Origin of the sequence: Paraburkholderia sediminicola (assembly GCF_046026855.1) — a bacterium.
In the GTDB taxonomy this organism is placed as follows: domain Bacteria; phylum Pseudomonadota; class Gammaproteobacteria; order Burkholderiales; family Burkholderiaceae; genus Paraburkholderia; species Paraburkholderia sediminicola_A.
Genome location: NZ_JAQQET010000046.1, coordinates 17,886 through 36,069 on the forward strand (window position 1 = coordinate 17,886; position 18,184 = coordinate 36,069).

The 18,184-nt window shown below is 63.7% G+C and carries 14 protein-coding genes and 1 riboswitch; of the genes, 8 read left to right on the forward strand and 6 right to left on the reverse strand.

The features are described from left to right. The first annotated feature begins 85 nt into the window (after positions 1 to 85). The 3 genes from PQR40_RS35160 to PQR40_RS35170 are packed head-to-tail and all read left to right on the forward strand — an operon-like array spanning position 86 to position 4,721. The gene (locus PQR40_RS35160) at positions 86 to 1,228 is read left to right on the forward strand and encodes a metallophosphoesterase family protein (RefSeq protein ID WP_408510905.1); all 1,143 of its coding nucleotides are present in this window, start codon (positions 86 to 88) and stop codon (positions 1,226 to 1,228) included. Next, positions 1,225 to 3,849: an AAA family ATPase gene (locus PQR40_RS35165; RefSeq protein ID WP_408510906.1), complete on the forward strand. Its 2,625-nt coding sequence runs from the start codon at positions 1,225 to 1,227 to the stop codon at positions 3,847 to 3,849. The genes PQR40_RS35160 and PQR40_RS35165 overlap by 4 nt, the downstream gene beginning before the upstream one ends. A 44-nt stretch (positions 3,850 to 3,893) precedes the next feature. Continuing rightward, positions 3,894 to 4,721 carry an alpha/beta hydrolase gene (locus tag PQR40_RS35170; protein ID WP_408510907.1) on the forward strand — a complete coding sequence of 276 codons (828 nt, stop codon included), beginning with the start codon at positions 3,894 to 3,896 and terminating at the stop codon, positions 4,719 to 4,721. Between the two features lie 24 nt (positions 4,722 to 4,745). Here PQR40_RS35170 and cobJ read toward each other — a convergent pair whose 3' ends face one another. The 4 genes from cobJ to PQR40_RS35190 are packed head-to-tail and all read right to left on the reverse strand — an operon-like array spanning position 4,746 to position 9,422. After that, positions 4,746 to 6,530, reverse strand: a complete 1,785-nt coding sequence (gene cobJ / locus PQR40_RS35175; protein WP_408510908.1) for a precorrin-3B C(17)-methyltransferase — start codon at positions 6,528 to 6,530, stop codon at positions 4,746 to 4,748. Next, the gene (locus PQR40_RS35180) at positions 6,518 to 7,249 is read right to left on the reverse strand and encodes a precorrin-2 C(20)-methyltransferase (RefSeq protein WP_325044175.1); all 732 of its coding nucleotides are present in this window, start codon (positions 7,247 to 7,249) and stop codon (positions 6,518 to 6,520) included. Before PQR40_RS35180 ends, cobJ begins: the two co-directional genes overlap by 13 nt. After that, a complete protein-coding gene (locus tag PQR40_RS35185; RefSeq protein WP_408336528.1) occupies positions 7,250 to 7,876 on the reverse strand; it encodes a precorrin-8X methylmutase in 627 nt (208 codons plus the stop codon). Next, positions 7,869 to 9,422 carry a ferredoxin-like domain-containing protein gene (locus tag PQR40_RS35190; protein ID WP_408510923.1) on the reverse strand — a complete coding sequence of 518 codons (1,554 nt, stop codon included), beginning with the start codon at positions 9,420 to 9,422 and terminating at the stop codon, positions 7,869 to 7,871. Before PQR40_RS35190 ends, PQR40_RS35185 begins: the two co-directional genes overlap by 8 nt. Before the next feature lie 83 nt (positions 9,423 to 9,505). Then, positions 9,506 to 9,684: riboswitch (cobalamin riboswitch) on the reverse strand. 84 nt (positions 9,685 to 9,768) lie between these two features. Here PQR40_RS35190 and cbiE point away from each other — a divergent pair. From cbiE to cobM, 4 genes are read left to right on the forward strand one after another with little or no spacing between them, the layout of a single operon-like run. Then, positions 9,769 to 11,013, forward strand: a complete 1,245-nt coding sequence (gene cbiE / locus PQR40_RS35195) for a precorrin-6y C5,15-methyltransferase (decarboxylating) subunit CbiE (protein ID WP_408510909.1) — start codon at positions 9,769 to 9,771, stop codon at positions 11,011 to 11,013. After that, on the forward strand, positions 11,013 to 12,101 hold the full coding sequence (locus PQR40_RS35200; RefSeq protein ID WP_408510910.1) for a cobalt-precorrin-5B (C(1))-methyltransferase: 1,089 nt from the start codon (positions 11,013 to 11,015) through the stop codon (positions 12,099 to 12,101). Before cbiE ends, PQR40_RS35200 begins: the two co-directional genes overlap by 1 nt. After that, positions 12,098 to 12,820: a cobalt-precorrin-6A reductase gene (locus PQR40_RS35205; RefSeq protein ID WP_408510911.1), complete on the forward strand. Its 723-nt coding sequence runs from the start codon at positions 12,098 to 12,100 to the stop codon at positions 12,818 to 12,820. Before PQR40_RS35200 ends, PQR40_RS35205 begins: the two co-directional genes overlap by 4 nt. Before the next feature lie 46 nt (positions 12,821 to 12,866). Next, positions 12,867 to 13,595: a precorrin-4 C(11)-methyltransferase gene (gene cobM / locus PQR40_RS35210; protein ID WP_408510912.1), complete on the forward strand. Its 729-nt coding sequence runs from the start codon at positions 12,867 to 12,869 to the stop codon at positions 13,593 to 13,595. 75 nt (positions 13,596 to 13,670) lie between these two features. On the opposite strand, the gene metE is transcribed toward cobM, so the two are convergent. Beyond that, positions 13,671 to 15,962 carry a 5-methyltetrahydropteroyltriglutamate--homocysteine S-methyltransferase gene (gene metE / locus PQR40_RS35215; RefSeq protein WP_408510913.1) on the reverse strand — a complete coding sequence of 764 codons (2,292 nt, stop codon included), beginning with the start codon at positions 15,960 to 15,962 and terminating at the stop codon, positions 13,671 to 13,673. A gap of 135 nt (positions 15,963 to 16,097) precedes the next feature. Here metE and PQR40_RS35220 point away from each other — a divergent pair, with 135 nt between their 5' ends. Continuing rightward, positions 16,098 to 17,015, forward strand: coding sequence for a LysR family transcriptional regulator (locus PQR40_RS35220; protein ID WP_408239526.1), 918 nt, complete (start codon positions 16,098 to 16,100; stop codon positions 17,013 to 17,015). Between the two features lie 53 nt (positions 17,016 to 17,068). Here the strand turns inward: PQR40_RS35220 and PQR40_RS35225 are convergent, their stop codons facing one another. Beyond that, entirely contained in the window at positions 17,069 to 18,184 is a 1,116-nt protein-coding gene (locus PQR40_RS35225; protein ID WP_408336540.1) for a polyamine ABC transporter substrate-binding protein, read from the reverse strand.

Below are 18,184 nucleotides of genomic sequence, written 5' to 3' on the forward strand. Positions count from 1 at the left end.
CTGCGGGGCGATGCCCGGGCGAATGGCCTGGACGAGCGCTGAATGCGCGTTGAACGACGATGCAATTGAACGGAATGGAGGCACAGTGATCAGGTTTCTGCACACCGCGGACTGGCAGATAGGCACGCAATTCGGCCAGTTCGAACCGGACGAAGCGGCGCATCTCGCGGAAGCGCGCTTCGAAACCGTGCGCCGGATCGCCGAGGAAGCGGCGGCACGCAAGGTCGACGCCGTGCTGGTCGCCGGTGACGTATTCGATCTGCAGACTGTATCGGATACGGTGATCCGCCGCCTGTTCGGCGCGCTGCAAGCGTTTTCCGGACCGTGGATCATGCTGCCGGGCAATCACGATGCCGCGCTGGTCGAGAGTGTGTGGACCCGTGCGCAGCGCCTGAACTGCATTGCGCCGAACGTGCGGGTGGTACTCGAATCCGGCGTGGTGACGCTCGACGCCTGCAAGTGCGCGTTGCTCTGCGCGCCGCTCACGCAACGCATCACTTACGACGACACAACGGGCTTCTTCGACACAACGGAGACGCCAGGCGGCTATCACCGCATCGGGCTCGCGCACGGCAGCGTGAGCGGGATTCTGCAGGAGGGCATCGACTCGTCGAACCCGATCGCCCCGACGCGTGCCGCGAGTGCGCGTCTGGACTATCTCGCGCTCGGTGACTGGCATGGCCATTTGCGCGTCGACGAGCGCACCTGGTATGCCGGCACGCATGAGCAGGACCGCTTCCGTGCCAACGATCCAGGCTTCATGCTCGACGTCACGCTGACCGGGCCAGGCGCCGTGCCGGCAGTTGAAGCGGTGCGGGTCGGTAAATATCAATGGCATCGCTGGGAAGAGACCATCTCGGTGCCGACCGATGTGGATTCCCTCAAGATGCGCCTCGGCGCGTTAGGCAGCCACGATGTGCTGCGGGTCACCGTAAGCGGCACGACCGCGCTGGCCGAGGCCGAAGCAATTCACGTCGCGGTGGAAGAGACCCGCGCGCGGGTGCGTGCGCTACGTGTCGATCTGAGCGGCCTGCAGGTGTTGCCCACCGCCGACGACCTCGCGGATCTCGGCGCGCAGAGCGGCTACCTGGCGAAGGTGGTGGCGCGATTGCGCGGCCTGCAGGAGGACCCGCAGTCCGACCCGCAGCAGGTCAGGCGCGCGGCCGAGGCGTTATTGCTTCTGGCGCGTTTTCAACGTGAACTGCCGCGCGAAGCGAGGTCCGCATGAAGCTGGAAAGTATCGCGATTCAGGAGTTCAAGCAGTTCACCGGACGGCTCGTGATTGACGATCTGCAACCGGGACTCAATCTCTTCACCGGCCCGAACGAGGCTGGCAAGAGCACGATCGCCGAAGCTGTGCGAGCGGTGTTCCTCGAACGCTATAAGGCTTCGCATCTGAAAGATTTGTTGCCGTGGGGCAAGGCGAGCGGGCAGCCATCGGTTGAAGTGACGTTCGATATGGACGGCACAGCGTGCAGGCTCTCAAAGCAGTTCGTCACGCGGCAGCGCTGCGAACTGAAGATCGGTCAGGCGGTGTTCGGCGAGGACGAAGCGGAAGACAAGCTCGCCGCCTTGCTCGGATTTTCGCGTGCCGCGCGTGGGCCGCTGAAGGCGGAAAACGCCGGCGTCCCCGGTTTGTTGTGGGTGCAACAAGGCGGCACGCAGGAGGTGCGCGATTCCACCGGGCACGCGGTGCAGTATCTGCGTGATGCGCTTTCGCAACTCTCGGGCGGCAATGAATCCGCCGGTGAGGATGCGCTGATCGCCGCGGTGCAGCGCGAGCTCCGGCAACTGCTCACGGCGCGCACGCAGAAATCCACCGGACCGCTGGCCGAGGCTGAACAGGCGTTGGCGGCGCTCATCGAACAACGCGACGATCTCGAACAGCAGCGCCAGCAATTCGACGAGAACATCGTGCGACTCGCCAGTCAGCAGGAAGCCTTCGACGACGCGCAACACAAGCGCCCCTGGGAGCTTCATGAGCAGAAGGCGGTGCAGGCACAACAGCGCGCCGATGCCGCGGCGGAACTCGAGCGCAGTCTCCAGGGGCTCTCGCAGTCGTTGCAATTGAGCGAGGCCGAACTGGCGCTGTCCTTGCAGCAGGAACAGGCTGCGAACGAACTGGAGGCGGCCGTTGCACGCGAGCGGCAGCAACTCGACGCCGCTCGAGCCAACGTGTCGGCGGTTCAGAACGAACATGCGCAGGCTCAGGCGAGCGTGGCGCAATTCGAGCAGGCGTACGCCGATGCGAGCCGTGCGCACGAACTGGCGAACGCTGCGGTGACTGCAGGCGATTTGCGCAGCCAGAGTGCCCTGCACAGCACCGAGAGCGAGCGGCTTGAAGCGGTTATTGCCGCCGCCGGCAACGCCAACGAGGCCGTGCTGGAAGCGACGCGTGCAGCAGCGGCGGTCGAAATCGACGGGGCGCAATTGAAGCGGCTCCAATCGCTCGATGCCGATCTAACCGTACTGCGCGCGCGCACCGAAGCCGCGATGACCCGTATCGAATACCGGTTGAATGGCGCGATCACCGTCGGAGATACGAAGGTAAGCGGCGAGGGCGTGCTGCGGCTCGACGAGGAGAAGCGGATCGGTCTTGGCGAGCTTGGCGAACTGCGTGTGATTCCGGGTGTTTCCGATCTGTCTGCGCAGTTGTCTGAGCTTGCGTCGCTGGAAGGCCGGCATGCGCAGTTGTTGCAGGCGCTGGGCGTGGCGTCGCTGAGCGAGGCAGAGGGCCGGCACGAGCAGTGGAAAGCACTTGTTGCGCAACAGAAAAGCCAGGCGAAGATTCTTGAGGTGCACGCACCGCAGGGTATCGACGCGCTGCGTGCTGCGCTGGCTTCGGCCGCTGCACGCTTGCAAGCGTCGAATGCGCGGCTGGCGATCTTGCCGGATGTGTCCGCCGCGCGACCGCTCGATGAGGCTCGCCGCAATGCCGAGATTGCGCGTGACGCGCTTGAAGCCGCCAGAAAAGTACTGGCGCAGGCGGCGGAAAAAAAATCCACCGCTATGGCGACCACAGAATCGCTCATTGCCCAGTTGCAACGCAAGGAAGCGCAACTGGCCGACGAAACGTTTGGCCGCAACCGTGCGCAGTGGCAAACGAAAATCGTCGAACAGCGTGTGCAGGTCGAGGCGCTGAAGAAGCAGCGCGAAGGAAGGGAGCGCGAACTGGGGGCTGCGCGTCTCGACGATCCGGTGGCTGAAGCGAAACGCTATCGCGCGTCGGCGGAGCTCGCGCGCAACGAGCAGCACGAACGGCAACTACGGATCGCGCAATTGCGCAGCCAACTGGAGACAGTGGGCGCGTCCGGGCTCGGGGAACGTCTTGCGGCGGTGAAGGCGTCAGTCGAACAGGCCACGCGTCGCAAGGACGAACTCAGCTTGCGGGCGAGCGCGTTGAGTCTGCTCGACGAAGTGCTTGTCAATGAACGCGATGCGGCCGTCGCGCAACTGCGTGCGCCGTTGACTGAGCGGCTAGGGCACTATCTGAAGCGGATTTTCCCGCAGTCAACGATTGCGCTCGGCGACGATCTGAGTCCCGCGACGTTGGATCGTTATGGTCGTGCGGATACGCTCGATGCGTTGAGCTTCGGTACGCGGGAGCAGCTTGGTATCCTGACGCGGCTGGCGTATGCGGATCTATTGAAGGCGTCGGGGCGCCCGACCTTGCTGATGCTCGACGATGCCGCCGTGCATACCGATGCGGCACGGCGCGATGCGATCAAGCGCGCGCTGATCGATGCGGCTACGCGGCATCAGATTCTGGTGTTCACGTGCCATCCGGAGCTTTGGGACGATCTGGGTGTGCGGCAGCGGGCGATTGAAGATTTGAAGGTGACGGCTTAGCGCGCTTGTGACGCTTTGATTTCGGTGAATGACTCGGGGATATCATGACTCAGCTTTATCGCGGCATGGACACGACGGCGCTACGTGCGGCCTATGACAACGTGGCGGCGGTAGCCGATGTCGCCGAGCGCATGCTCGGCTTTCAGACGCGCAGCGCGGCGTTGTATGCCGCGGCGCCGTGCCGGCGTGATGTGGCATACGGCCCGCGGCCCCGGCAACGTTTCGACTGGTTTCCGTGCGGGAAGCCTGACGCACCAATTTTCGTGTTCATACACGGCGGCTACTGGCAGGCGCGCAGCAAGGAGGATTTCGCGTTCGTCGCCAGTGGGCCGTTAGGGTGCGGCTTCAACGTTGTGCTCGCTGAGTACACGTTGGCACCGCAGGCGTCGATGACGCAGATCGTCGGTGAAATCGATGCGCTGCTGGCGGCGCTGGCGGCCGATCGTGATGGACTCGGAACGCGCAGTCCCGTTTGCCTTGCGGGGCATTCCGCGGGTGGGCAGTTGAGTGCCGTTTATCGCGCGCATGAGTCGGTCGTGCACGCCATGCCGATCAGTGCATTGGTGGATCTGGAGCCGATTGCGATGTCATGGCTCAACGAGAAGCTGCAGCTAACGCAGGCCGAGATCGATGCTTATAGCCCGATGCGGCATATCGGTAAAGGTGTACCGATGACGGTCACCGTCGGCACGGCCGAGTTGCCGGAACTGGTTCGTCATTCGGAGGAATACGCGGCGGCGTGCCGGGAGGCGGGTGAGCAGGCGGAGTTTGTGCCGCTCGCCGGGTGCAATCACTTTACGATTCTTGAGGACCTTGCGCGGGCGGATGGCGTGCAGATGAAGGCGGTGGTGAGGGGGATGGGGCGCAAGTAAAAATGAGCGGAGCGAGCACAATGCTCACTCATACCACCGCGGCGTATAAACCCACTCGCCTCCATCGATGCCATTAGCAAACGCCCGCGTCGTCGACGAGCCCACGATCACCATTGTCCGCATATCCACATCGTTTGAACGCAGCTCGCCGAGCGTGATCGTGCGCAGTGTGCTGCCCGGCCTGCCGATGTCGCGTCCGAGCACCACCTTTGTCTCCGCAGCGCGATATTCCCGCACGATGTCCAAAGCTTTATCCAACTGCCACGGCCGTGCGCGAGAGATCGGGTTGTAGAACGCCATCACCAGATCCGCTTCGGCCGCATGCCGGAGGCGCTTTTCGATGATGCTCCACGGTTTCAGATTGTCGGATAACGACAGCATGCAGAAGTCGTGACCCAACGGCGCACCGGCTTGCGCCGCGGTCGCCATGGCCGCCGACACCCCCGGCACGATAGCGAGTTGGACCGTGCGCCAGTCAGCGTTCGTCGAACCTCCTTCTTCCAGCGCCTCAAGCACTGCCGCCGCCATCGCGAACACGCCGGGGTCGCCCGACGACACCATCACTACTGACCGTCCTGCGCTGGCGAGGTCGAACGCATGACGCGCGCGCTGCATCTCTTCGCGATTGTCCGTGCCGTGTACGCGTTGATCGGCGCGCAAGGGGCCGGCCATTTTCACGTAGGTTTCGTAGCCGAGGATATCGGTGGCTTCGTTCAGCGCTGTCCGGGCGGCGGGTACCATCAGGTCGGCACTGCCGGGGCCAAGGCCGATTACCGTCAGGCGGCCGCGTGCGCGGCCAATCGTGGCCGGGTCGATTGCCAACGCGGCTAACGCGAGAGCAATGCCTGCGTCCGCGTCGTCATGCAGCGTTTGATAAGGGACGCGCAAGGCTGCATGCAGCAAATTGCTGGGCGGTGCGCCGTCTTCCGGGCGCGGCTGGATAAAACGCAGCGGCACGTTCAGGCTCGCAGCGGCATCGGCGAGCGCCGGGTCCGCCATGTGTTCAGAAGAAGCCAGCAATGCGGCGAGCGAAAGCGCCGCGAGACCATGGGTGTCCAAGGCCTCGCGCACGAGCGCAGTGATTCGTGCGCCGGAACCCGTCTGCGCATCTGAACTGGAATTGGCACCGGGGTCCGCGTTCGTAGCGGAATACGCGCCAGCACCTATCACCGCCGCCACCACACTCCGCGGATGTATCACCAACGCATCATCACGCCCATCCCACGCACGCGGTGTCACGCGAATTGCCAAACGTGCCGATTCAGAGCGCGGCAGTTGCGCATCCTCCAGCCACGGCGCTTCACCCTCGATCCGCGCGCTTTCGCCCGCCAGCAGATCCGAAACAAAGCGTTTCCCTTGCGCGATATCGGCGAGCGCATAGCCCTCGGGCGGATTGAGCACACACGTGCCGAAGCGAAGTTCGCCACTCGTCGTAATCGCAGGCGACACCGCCAACGCGGCCGCAATCTCACGCGCCATCACGTTGACGCCTGCAAGTCCGCCCAGCAACGGCACGACCGCGCTGCCATCTTCTGCAACGGCCAGCACGGGCGGCTCGGCGCCCTTGTTCGATAACAACGGCGCTACGCAACGAATTACGATCCCGGCGGCGCACAACGCGACAATCGGCGTGCCTCGCGCATATAGATCACGCAAATGAGCGCCGAGCTCCGTATAAGAAACATCAGCCTCGACTCGCCCCTGCAAGGCGTGCACCTGACAACCCGCATACAACGCCTGGATGTGCCGCGCAGTCGCCAGCGCGCCCGAACCGAGAATCACAATCGCGGGTGGCGTCACGCTTGCCATTTTTCCCCCGGCACGACGAGCAGCGAAAAATACGGCGACGCCATCGGATCGACTTCGGCGAGTGGCACGATGCGCTGATTGCCCATCGTCGCGCGCTCGACGTAAAGCGCACGATGCGCGAGCCCCAGCTCGCCGAGCACGCGTCGCACCTTATCGAAATTGCGGCCGAGTTTCATGATGACGGCAGCGTCCGCATCGGCGAGGCGACGGCGCAATTCGTCTTCGGGCAACACGCCGGAAAGCACCGACAAACTCTGATTGCGATACACCAGCGGCGAACCGAGCACCGCTGCACCGCCGAGCATCGAGCACACACCGGGCACGACTTCGGCTTCGAAGCGCGCCGCGAGGCGGTCATGCAAATACATGTACGAGCCATAGAAAAACGGATCGCCTTCGCAAATTACCGCGACGTCGCGACCTGCATCGAGGTGGCCGGCGACGATCTGCGCTGCGGTGTCGTAGAAGTCGGCGATGATCGCTTCATACGAAAGCGGAGGCTCGAGCGCTTCGGTGGTGACGGGATAGACCAGCGGCAGATGCTGCTGGGCGTCATGCAAATGCGCCTCGATGATGCTGAAGGCGTTGCCTTTCTTACCCTTCGCGACGAAATACGCAACCACGGGTGCCGCTTTCAGCAAACGCAGCGCTTTCAGCGTGATGAGTTCCGGGTCGCCGGGGCCGACGCCGAGTCCGAATAAACGTCCTTGCACTGTCATTTATTCGACCTCCGTCGCCAGCGCATTCACCGCGGCGGCGGCCATCGCGCTGCCGCCACGTCTGCCGTGAACCACGACATAGGGCACGCCGCGGCTGTCTTCGGCAAGCATCGCTTTCGATTCGGCCGCGCCGACAAAACCCACCGGAAAACCGAGGATCAACGCGGGCTTCGGCGCACCGGCATCGAGCATGTCGAGCAGATGAAAGAGCGCGGTCGGCGCGTTGCCGATCACGACGACACTGCCGGCCAGATGCGGCCGCCACAATTCGAGCGCGGCGGCCGAGCGTGTATTGCGGAGTTCGCGCGCCAATCCGGGCACGTCCTCGTGCGTGAGCGTGCAGATTACTTCGTTGTTCGCGGGCAGTCGCGCGCGCGTGATGCCTTGCGCCACCATGCCGGCGTCGCACAGAATCGGCGCGCCTTGTGCCAGCGCCGTGCGGCCCGCGACGCCTGCGCCTGTAGAAAACTGGAGATCTTTAATGACGTCGACCATCCCGCACGCGTGGATCACGCGCACCGCGAGCTTTTCGAGGTCGGCGGGGATGCGCGAGAGATCGGCCTCCGCACGTATCGTCGCGAAGGATTGGCGATAGATCTCCTGACCGTCGCGAATGTAATCAAGCATCTAAAGGGCTCCGGGCCAGGTGTGCCAATGGGTCGAGCATGTCGGCGGCCTGTTCGATCGTGAGTTGGTGCGCGACGCACGAGCCGAAATCCGGCTGGCCGTCGCGCCGGTAAAGGTCGTAGATTCCGGGCGCCACGGCCAGCAGCGTGTACGGCGCGCAATGCGCGGCGGCGCATGAGCGCGGACAGCCGCTCAGATGGACGTCGACGCCCCCGGGCAAGCGATCCGCTAGAAGCAGTGCATCGGCTTTGGTATCGGCGAGGCTTTTTGCGCAGCCCGTGGAACCGGCGCAGGCGATCAGGTGCGTAATAGGCTGCGTGGGATCGCAGGCGAGACCAAGCACGTTCATTTCAGCGAGCACGCCGGGTGCAGCATTTGCAGCGATATCGGGCAGCAACACGCTTTGCCAGGGCGTCATGCGCAGCGTGCCGTTGCCTTGCTGTTGCGAGAGCGTGGCGAGGCCGCGCAAGGTGATGGCGTCGAGTCGTCCAAGCGGCGGTTGGCCGCCTACGTGCTGCTTCCCCACCACGCGCTGCGCGTGCGCGCCGAGTCGTAGCGTGGCATCGGCAGGCGTGCCGCGTTGCCAGTTTGCGAGCGATGTGTCGCGTGATAGCGGGAAATCGACATACGCTTGAGCGTGCTGCAATAGCGCATCGGCAGAATGCGTGGCAAGCAGATGACGCATGCGCGTGGCATCGGCGGCGGCCAGATCGAGGAACGTGTGCAGCAGTGCACGAACAAGACCGGTGACTTGCGCAGGGAGCACGGCGGCGAGGGCGCCTGTGCTATCCGTGCGGGGGCGTTCCGTGGCGTCACGCGAGTTAGCGTATCCGGCATGCTGGAATGTATCCGTGGCCGCATCGGCTTCAACGGCAATGTTCACGTTCGCCACCACCGGCGGACACCCCCCCAAACCAACAGCAAACCGCACGCCGTCTTCCGCCTGCGTCGCCGCCAGCCAGACATCATGCGGATGATCGAGCCGCGCAAGGCGCTCACCGCCATCGAGCAGTAGCGCGAATTTGGGCGATAGCGCCGCAAAACGCGCTTCGGTTTGCAGCAAGGTGAGCAGTTCGAGGCTAAGCGGCCGCGTGTCGAACAGCGCAAATGGATCGCGCCCGGCAGTCGGGCTCACCATCACATTGCGCACGTCGTCCGCAGCGCCGAATCGAGATGTGTCTGAAGCATCCGCTGAGGTCGCGAGCAGCAAGCGGGAAGCATCCACCGCGCCGGCCGCCCCAATCGGACCTAACCCCGCATCGACTAGCGCCGCGATCAACGTCGCTTCATGCCCGCTTCGCACGCCACGCACCTGCAGATTCGCGCGATTGGTCAACTCGACCACGCCGGCCGCATGCTGCTCACTTACGTCGGCAATCACCACGGCTTGCGCCGCGCTCAGCTCGCCGCCGGGCAATTTGATCCGGCAAATCCCACCATCGCGAGCGGCGACGATGCGCAGCAGCCCCGGACATGCCGAGGGCCGCAGCGTCTGGGCCGCGTCGGACGAAGCAGTGGAGGGCGAAGCTTGATTCAAGACGGACACCGGGTTTAGCGTCGCGCGACGGCCCGAGCAAGCCGCAAGGCGGTATTGCTGCGGCATCGGTACACCCCGCCCGATGTAGGCTGGCACGAACAGTCTCGCCGGCAGGTCTCCTGGCTGGCAGGTCGTGGTCCGCCGCTGCCTTCCCGGTCGAACCAGTGGCGCGGAGCGCAGGCGGACTCGCTGCATACAGTTGCGGGGGCAGCCACAGTGGCACTGTGTTCCCTCTTCGGCCCCGAAGGGCACCGGCGGCTGTATTATGCCTTTTTTCGAACAGCACAACGAGGCTGGACGCTTTGATCGGCGTGGCACAGCGCAATATTTGAAGATACAGATTGAGGATGGATTCATGCCGGCATGGCTGACCGTAGTGGGCATAGGCGATGACGGCTTCGCCGGCTTGGGGAGGCCCGCGCGGCGTGCTTTGCTGGAAGCGTCGGTGGTCTACGGCGGCGAACGGCATCTGGCGATGCTGCCCGCGCGCCTCGCCGCGCGGCGTGAGACATGGCCGCGGCCGTTCGATCTCGCGCCGTTGCTGGCGGAGCGTACAAAGTCCGTGTGTGTGCTGGCGAGCGGCGATCCGATGCTGTTCGGCGTCGGCGCGACGCTGGCGCGGCAGTTGCCGCCAGGTGAGTTGCGGGTGCTGCCCGCGCCTTCATCGTTGTCGCTGGCGGCCGCGCGGCTGGGCTGGCCATTGCAGGATGTCGCGACGGTTTCGCTGGTGGGACGGCCATTGCCGACACTGAATGCTCGTTTGCACGACGGCGCGCGCGTTTTCGTGCTGAGCGCCGATGGGCGTACACCCGCAGCACTGGCCGAATTGCTGAATGCGCGTGGTTTCGGCGCGACCCGGATGACCGTGCTGGAGCATTTGGGCGGTGATCTGGAACGGCGCATCGACGGACGCGCGGACCAATGGTCGGCACAGGAAGTGGCGGCGCTGAACCTGATTGCGCTCGAATGCCGTGCAACGGAAGGCGCCCCGCGTTTGCCGCTGACCTCAGGCTTGCCCGACGACGCCTTTCGCCACGACGGTCAGTTGACCAAACGCGACGTCCGCGCGATCACGCTGGCGCGCCTCGCGCCGACACCCGGTGAATTGCTATGGGATGTGGGCGCGGGCAGCGGCTCGATCGGCATCGAATGGATGCGCGCGCACCCGACTTGCCGCGCGATCGCAATCGAAGGGCACGCGGAACGGCAGCGGTTCATCGAACACAATCGCGATGCGTTGGGCGTGCCGGGTTTGCAACTGGTGGCCGGTCGCGCGCCCGATGCGCTGGAAGGACTGGCTGTGCCGGATGCCGTGTTCATCGGCGGCGGCGTGACGGTGCCGGGCGTGCTCGACGCCTGCTGGGCGCGTCTGCGCGATGGCGGGCGACTGGTCGCCAATGCCGTCACTTTGCAAGGCGAGGCGGCGCTGGCGGCGTGGCGTGAGCACCATGGCGGCACGCTGACCCGCATCGCGCTTGCCGACGCACAACCGCTCGGCGGCTTCGATACGTGGCGCCAGGCGTTGCCGATCACGTTGCTGGATGTCACCAAGCCGGTTAATGGCACTAACAGCACGTCCATCGACTCACGCCAAACGTAATGCGCGAAGAAACGCCCGAACAATCCGCGCCGCTGCGTAGCGGCTACACGACCGGCAGTTGCGCCACCGCGACGTCGCTGGCGGCCGCGCGCCTGTTGCTCGCGGGTATCGTCAGCGAGGTCGCGGAGATCGTGTTGCCGAAGGGCCAGCATGTGCCGATGCCACTGGTGTTCTGCCGCCAGACCGATGATGGCGCGGAAGCGGGCACCATCAAGGATGCAGGCGACGACCCGGACGTCACGCACGGCGCGATCGTATTCGCCCGTGTGCGGCTGCGGGCCGAACCGGGCGTCATATTCCGGGCAGGGCCTGGCGTTGGCACGGTGACGCGCGCCGGCCTCACGCTGCCGGTCGGCGAACCGGCGATCAATCCCGTGCCGCGCAAGATGATGACCGAGCATCTGAGCGATCTCGCGGCCGAACATGGATACACCGGCGGTTTCGACGTGACGATCGGCGTCGAAGGCGGCGCGGAACTCGCACTGAAAACGATGAACCCGCGGCTCGGCATTCTCGGCGGTCTGTCGATTCTCGGCACCACCGGCATCGTGCGGCCGTTCTCGTGCTCGGCCTATATTGCATCGATTCATCAGGGTATCGACGTCGCGCGTGCCAACGGTTACGTGCATCTCGCGGCCTGTACCGGCAACGCAAGCGAGGACGCAATGCGCGCGCACTACGGTCTGCCGGATATCGCACTGATCGAAATGGGCGACTTCGTCGGTGCGGTGCTCAAGCATATGAAGCGCGCGCCGGTCGAGCGCCTGAGTGTGTGCGGCGGCTTCGGCAAGCTCAGCAAGCTGGCCGCCGGGCACCTCGATCTGCATAGCCGGAATTCGAGCATCGATCTGGAACGGCTTGCAACATGGGCCTCTGAACATGGCGCGGATGATGCCTTGCAGGCGGCGATCCTCGCGGCCAACACGAGCCAGCAGGCCGTCGCATTGGCGCACGCGCAAAACGTGCCGCTCGGCGATATCGTCTGCCGTCACGCGCTCGCCGTAGCGCGCGATATCGTGCCGCCGCAGGTCGCCGTCGAAATGTTCGCCATCGACCGCCAGGGCAATCTGATCGGAGCCGCGCAATGACGCGGATTCTTCTGCTTGGCGGCACCGGCGACGCTTTGCGGATCGCAAGACAGCTCGGCCCTGGGCACGTGTACAGTCTCGCGGGCCTCGGCAAGGTGCCGGACGATCTGTCGTGCGGGGTGCGGGTGGGCGGCTTCGGCGGCAGCGAAGGCATGGCGCGCTATATCGAAGACGAACGCATTGGCCTCGTGATCGACGCGACGCATCCGTACGCCGCGCAGATCAGCGCAAACGCCGCGAGAGCGAGTAGCGCCGCGCACGTGCCGTGCTGGGCACTGCATCGCGAGGGATGGCAGCCGCAAACCGGCGACGACTGGCGCATGGTCGACGATTGGGCCGAACTGACAGCCGCACTCGCTTCGTTCAAACGGCCACTGTTCACGCTCGGTCGCGAACCGCTCGCGCATCTCGACGAAATCCCGCCGCAGCAGTTCTGGACAGTACGTTGCCTTGACGCAAACGAGGCCAATCCACGTGCACGGATTCTGGCGGAACGCGGCCCGTTTACGCTCGAAGGCGAGCGAGCGCTGTTCAGCGCGGAAGCGTTCGATGCCGTCGTCAGCAAGAACAGCGGCGGTAGCGCCACGGAAGCGAAACTCCAAGTCGCGCGCGAACGTGGTTTGCCGGTCGTCATGCTGCGGCGCCCTGAATTACCCGCGGTCGATCGCGAGTTTGTTAACGTGGCCGACCTGCTGGAAGCATTGCAAGTCTTAGGTTAAATGGCGCATGCATGACATGCCGGCCAAACGAATCATGGAGTATTGAATGACGGTGTTTTTTATCGGCGCGGGCCCCGGTGACCCGGAACTGATCACGGTGAAAGGGCAGCGCCTCGTGCGAAGCTGCGCGGTGATCCTGTATGCCGGTTCGCTGGTGCCGGCCGCTGTGCTGGAAGGGCATCGCGCGGAGCAGGTCGTGAATACCGCCGACCTCGATCTCGATCAGATCGTCGCGTTACTCAAAGCAGCGCACGACAAAAGCCATGACGTGGCGCGCGTGCACTCCGGCGACCCGTCGTTGTATGGCGCGATCGGCGAGCAGATTCGCAGACTTCGCGAACTCGATATTCCCTACGAGATCGTGCCCGGCGTGACGGCGACCGCCGCATGCGCGGCGACGCTCGGCTGCGAACTCACGTTGCCCGATATTTCGCAGACGCTGATCCTTACGCGCTTTGCAAGCAAAACCACCATGCCGGAAGGCGAACAACTCGGCGACCTCGCGAGACATCGCGCGACGATGGCAATTCACCTCGGCGTGCGCCACCTGGCTCGCATCGTCGATGAATTGCGGCCGCACTACGGTGGTGATTGCCCGATCGCAGTGATCTATCGTGCAAGCTGGCCGGACGAAGAAAAAATCACGGGAACGCTCGACGATATCGTCGGCAAAGTGCAGTCCACCCATATCGAGCGGACGGCGCTGATACTGGTGGGACAGGTGCTGGCTGCCAAAGGATTTGCTGAGTCGACGTTGTACGCGAAAGGAGATTGAGTAATAGACACCTGCAAGCTCATCCGTAAGGAGTGGGTTACGGATGAGCGTTGCAGGCGGCGTCTGTTCAAACGTTTAGTCAGTCAATTCAAGCTGCTTCGCCGCCAGCTTCACCCGCAACGCCTTCGCGGCGCGCACCATATTCGTCAACGCTGCTTCCGTCTCCGGCCAGCCGCGCGTCTTCAGTCCGCAATCCGGATTGACCCACAGGCGCGCAGCCGGAATCACTTCGCATGCGCGCTCCAGCAGCCGCTGCATGGCTTCCGTGCTCGGCACGCGTGGCGAGTGGATATCGTAGACACCCGGTCCGATCTCGTTCGGATACGCGAAGGCGCCGAAGCCGTCGAGCAGTTCCATCGCTGAGCGCGAGGTCTCGATCGTGATCACGTCGGCGTCCATCGCGGCGATCGACGGCAAGATGTCGTTGAATTCCGAATAGCACATATGCGTGTGAATCTGCGTCTGATCGGCGACGCCCGCCGCCGAGATGCGGAACACACGCGTCGCCCATTCCAGATAGGTGGACCAATCGGCTTTACGCAACGGCAAGCCTTCGCGGAAAGCCGGTTCGTCGATCTGAATGATGCGGATGCCGGCCTTTTCGAGGTCTACTACCTCATCGCGAATTGCGAGCGCAAGTTGCAGCGCGGTGGTCGAGCGCGGCTGGTCGTCGCGCACGAAAGACCATTGCAGCATCGTCACCGGCCCGGTCAACATGCCTTTCATTAACCGATGGGTGAGCGATTGCGCGTAGCGGGTCGTCTCGACCGTCATCGGCTCGGGGCGATAGACGTCGCCGTAAATGATCGGCGGTTTCACGCAGCGCGAGCCGTAACTCTGCACCCAGCCGTTTTCCGTGAATGCATAGCCCCACAATTGTTCGCCGAAATACTCGACCATGTCGTTGCGTTCGGCTTCGCCGTGCACCAGGATGTCGAGCCCCAGTTCTTCCTGTTTGCGCACAGCGATTTCGATTTCGGCGCGCATCCGCTGCAGATAGTCCAGCGCGCGCAGTTCGCCGCGTTTGTAGGCGGCGCGCGCCTGACGGATGGCCGGTGTTTGCGGGAACGAACCGATCGTGGTGGTGGGCAGGAGCGGCAGGTCGAGCGCTTCGCGCTGCACACGATTGCGTTCGGCGAACGGGCTTTTACGTTCCGCCATCGCAGCGTTCACGGCGGCCACGCGTTTTTGCACCAATGCATTCACGACCGCGCCCGAGTGGCGGCGCGCTTCCAGTGCGCGATCAGCAGCGACAAGCTTCGGTTCGGCGGCGGCCGGGTTGCGCAGGGCGAGAGCGATCGTGCCGACTTCGTCGAGTTTTTCAGTGGCGAAGGCGAGCCAGGATTTCAGATCGGCATCGAGCTTTTTCTCCGCGTCGAGCGAAACCGGTACATGCAGCAACGAGCAGGACGATGCGATCCACAAACGTTCGCCACGCTCCGCATGCAGCGCCTGCAACGACTCGACGATGTTGCCGAGATCCGCGCGCCAGATATTGCGGCCGTCGATCACCCCCGCCGACAACACGGCGTGTGCGGGCAACGCGGCACGCCATGCATCGAGCTGTTGCGGTGCACGCACCAGATCGATATGCACGCCGGCAACCGGCAGGCTGGCGACGCGCTGCGCGTGATCTGCGGCGGTTTCGAAGTACGTCGCCAGCAGCACCTTGACGCCCGATGTGCCGAGCACGTCATACGCAGCGGACAACGCGTCGAGCCATTCCGTCGGCAGATCGAGACACAGCGCCGGTTCATCCAGTTGCACCCACTCGATGCCACGTTGCTTGAGCGTCTCCAGAATGCGGCTGTAGCGGATCACGAGCTTCGGCAGCAACGACAACCGGTCGAAGCCGGCCACGTGACTCTTCGACAGCCACAGGTAGGTAATCGGCCCGATCAGCACCGGCTTGACCGGCAGATTCAGCGCGAGTGCTTCGTCGATCTCGTCGAACAGCCATTCGACGCCGCCGTTAAAGGTCGTATCCGGACCCAGCTCCGGCACGAGGTAGTGGTAGTTCGTATCGAACCACTTGGTCATTTCCATCGCCGGTTGTGCGTGGTTGCCGCGCGCGAGTTCATAGTACTGGCCGAGCGACAGCGTTTTCGGATCGAAGCCGAAGCGCTCCGGCAACGCGCCGAGCAGCGCGCTCAGACTGAGCATCTGATCGTAGTAGGCGAAATCGCCGACGGCGACGAAATCCAGCCTGGCGTCCTGCTGCAACTGCCAGTGACGGGCGCGTAACGCCTTTGCGACGCCACGCAGACAGGTTTCGTCCGATTCGCCGCGCCAGAACGATTCCTGCGCGAATTTCAGTTCGCGTTGCGCACCAATGCGCGGAAAGCCGGGGATATGCGTGCGGGCCATGCGAATTCCTTTCGTGCGTTGTATGAATTGGCGCTCAGTGTGAAAGTCGCGCTATGATTCATCAAGCGACATGTTTTCACCAATGTATGAGCCAAATTCATATCCAAATAGAATCTTCCAGAGCGGGGCCGCGAAATGCTTGAGCTTCGCCACTTGCGTTCGCTGATCGCCATCGCCGATTCCGGCAAGCTGGTGGCGGCTGCCGAACGCGTTCATCTGAGCCAGTCCGCGCTGTCGCATCAGATTCGCGATATCGAGGCGCATTACGAGGTCTCGCTATTTGAGCGCACCAGGCAGGGTTTGCGTTTCACGGCGGCGGGCGAGCGGCTGTTGGCGCTTGGGCGCGAGACGATTGCCGCGGTGAGCGCAGCGGAGCGCGATCTCGTGCGTCTGAAAGGCGACACGCGCGGCGAATTGCGCATCGTGCTGGAATGCCATACGTGTTTCGACTGGCTGATGCCGGTGATGGATGAGTTCCGCCGGCGCTGGCCGGAAGTCGAAGTCGATCTGGTGGCGGGTTTTCATGCGGACCCGCTACGCCTGTTGAGCGACGGCAAGGCGGACGTGGTGATCGGTTCGAAGCCGGCCACCAGGCGCAGCCTGCATATCGCGCCGCTATTTCGCTTCGAAATTCTGGTGGTGATGGCCAACGAGCACCGGTTGCGCAATAAACGGCGCGTGGTGTCGGACGATCTTCACGACGAGACGCTGATTACCTATCCTGTGCCCGAAGCGCGTATCGATCTGATTCGCGAAGTGCTGGAGCCGGCCGGCATCAAACTCGAACGGCGCACTGCGGAGTTGACCATCGCGATCATGCAACTGGTGGCGAGCCGCCGCGGGATCGCGGCGCTGCCGAACTGGGGCGTGAAAAACTATGTCGACCACGACTACGTGCTGGCCAAACGCGTCGGCACGCAGGGCTTGTGGAGCGAGCTTTATGCGGTGGCCGGCAAAGGCTTCGCGAGCCGTCCTTACTTCGACGATTTCGTCAGGATCGTGCGCGATACGTGCGCGGCGCAGTTAGATGGAATCGAACTGCTCGCGGCTTAGGGCCACGCCAGGACCTGGGCGGTCCAGTTGCGCGCCCAGGCTCAGCGAACTTTCTATCCCCCGGTCTTCAACTGTGCCCACAACCTGCCTTCCAGGCGCTTGATCGGGGCGGGCAGCGGCTTGAGCAGAAACAGCGTTTTCAGTACGGACTCAGGCGGGTACACGGTCGGGTCGTTGAGAATTTCCGGCCGCACGAATTTGCGTGCGGCCGCGTCCGCATTCGGATAGAACACCGCATTGGTGATTCCGGCATGAACCTCGGGACGCTCGATGTAGTTGATCCAGTCGAGCGCGGCTTCAGGATGTGGCGCATCTTTCGGGATTGCCATCATGTCGAACCAGACCGGCGCGCCGCCTTGAGGAATGAAGTATTTAACCTCGTAACTCTTGTTGGCCTCGCGCGCACGATGGCTCGCCATCGAGACGTCGCCCGACCAGCTCAGCGCGAAACAGATGTCGTCGCCCGCGAGGTCGTTGATGTAACTTGTCGCGTTGAACTGTGTGATATACGGGCGGATTTTCTTCAGCGCGTCGTACGCGGCCTGATAGTCGGCTGGGTTCGTGCTGTTCGGGTCGCGGCCAAGGTAGTGCAGCGTGACTGCGAACACATCGGTCGGCGCGTCGAGCACGGAGACGCCGCAACTCTTCAGCTTGCTCAGATACTCGGGCTTGAACAGGATGTCCCAGCTATCGAGCGGCGCATCGTTGCCGAGAATCTTCTTGACCCGCGTGACGTTGTAGCCGAGCCCCGTGGTGCCCCACGCCCACGGCACCGCGTACTGATTGCCGGGGTCCGCATCGGCGACCAGCTTCAGGAGCGTGCGGTCGAGATTCACCAGGTTCGGCAGTTTCGATTTGTCGAGCTTCTGGTAGATGCCGGCTTCGATCTGCTTGGCGAGAAAGTTCGAGGTCGGTACCACGACGTCGTAGCCGGTCGAACCGGTCAGCAGTTTCGCCTGCAAGGTTTCGTCGCCGTCGTAGACGTCGTATTGCACGTGAATGCCGGACTCTTTTTCGAAGTTCGGCACCGTGTCTTTCGCGATGTAGTCGGCCCAGTTGTACAGATTGAGCTGCTTCTGGTCGGCGTGCGCGGTGGCGCCGAACGCGCAGAACAGCAGCGCGGCAAGCATAGGCGCAGCGGGCGTCCGCTTTATGACGGTATCGGGCAT

Excerpts from the sequence above, each read along its gene's own strand:
- PQR40_RS35165 (WP_408510906.1), top strand. The coding sequence starts at position 1,225 with ATGAAGCTGGAAAGTATCGCGATTCAGGAGTTCAAGCAGTTCACCGGA.
- PQR40_RS35170 (WP_408510907.1), top strand. The coding sequence starts at position 3,894 with ATGACTCAGCTTTATCGCGGCATGGACACGACGGCGCTACGTGCGGCC.
- cobJ (WP_408510908.1), bottom strand. The coding sequence starts at position 6,530 with ATGGCAAGCGTGACGCCACCCGCGATTGTGATTCTCGGTTCGGGCGCG.
- PQR40_RS35180 (WP_325044175.1), bottom strand. The coding sequence starts at position 7,249 with ATGACAGTGCAAGGACGTTTATTCGGACTCGGCGTCGGCCCCGGCGAC.
- PQR40_RS35185 (WP_408336528.1), bottom strand. The coding sequence starts at position 7,876 with ATGCTTGATTACATTCGCGACGGTCAGGAGATCTATCGCCAATCCTTC.
- cbiE (WP_408510909.1), top strand. The coding sequence starts at position 9,769 with ATGCCGGCATGGCTGACCGTAGTGGGCATAGGCGATGACGGCTTCGCC.
- PQR40_RS35200 (WP_408510910.1), top strand. The coding sequence starts at position 11,013 with ATGCGCGAAGAAACGCCCGAACAATCCGCGCCGCTGCGTAGCGGCTAC.
- PQR40_RS35205 (WP_408510911.1), top strand. The coding sequence starts at position 12,098 with ATGACGCGGATTCTTCTGCTTGGCGGCACCGGCGACGCTTTGCGGATC.
- cobM (WP_408510912.1), top strand. The coding sequence starts at position 12,867 with ATGACGGTGTTTTTTATCGGCGCGGGCCCCGGTGACCCGGAACTGATC.
- metE (WP_408510913.1), bottom strand. The coding sequence starts at position 15,962 with ATGGCCCGCACGCATATCCCCGGCTTTCCGCGCATTGGTGCGCAACGC.
- PQR40_RS35220 (WP_408239526.1), top strand. The coding sequence starts at position 16,098 with ATGCTTGAGCTTCGCCACTTGCGTTCGCTGATCGCCATCGCCGATTCC.
- PQR40_RS35225 (WP_408336540.1), bottom strand. The coding sequence starts at position 18,184 with ATGCCCGATACCGTCATAAAGCGGACGCCCGCTGCGCCTATGCTTGCC.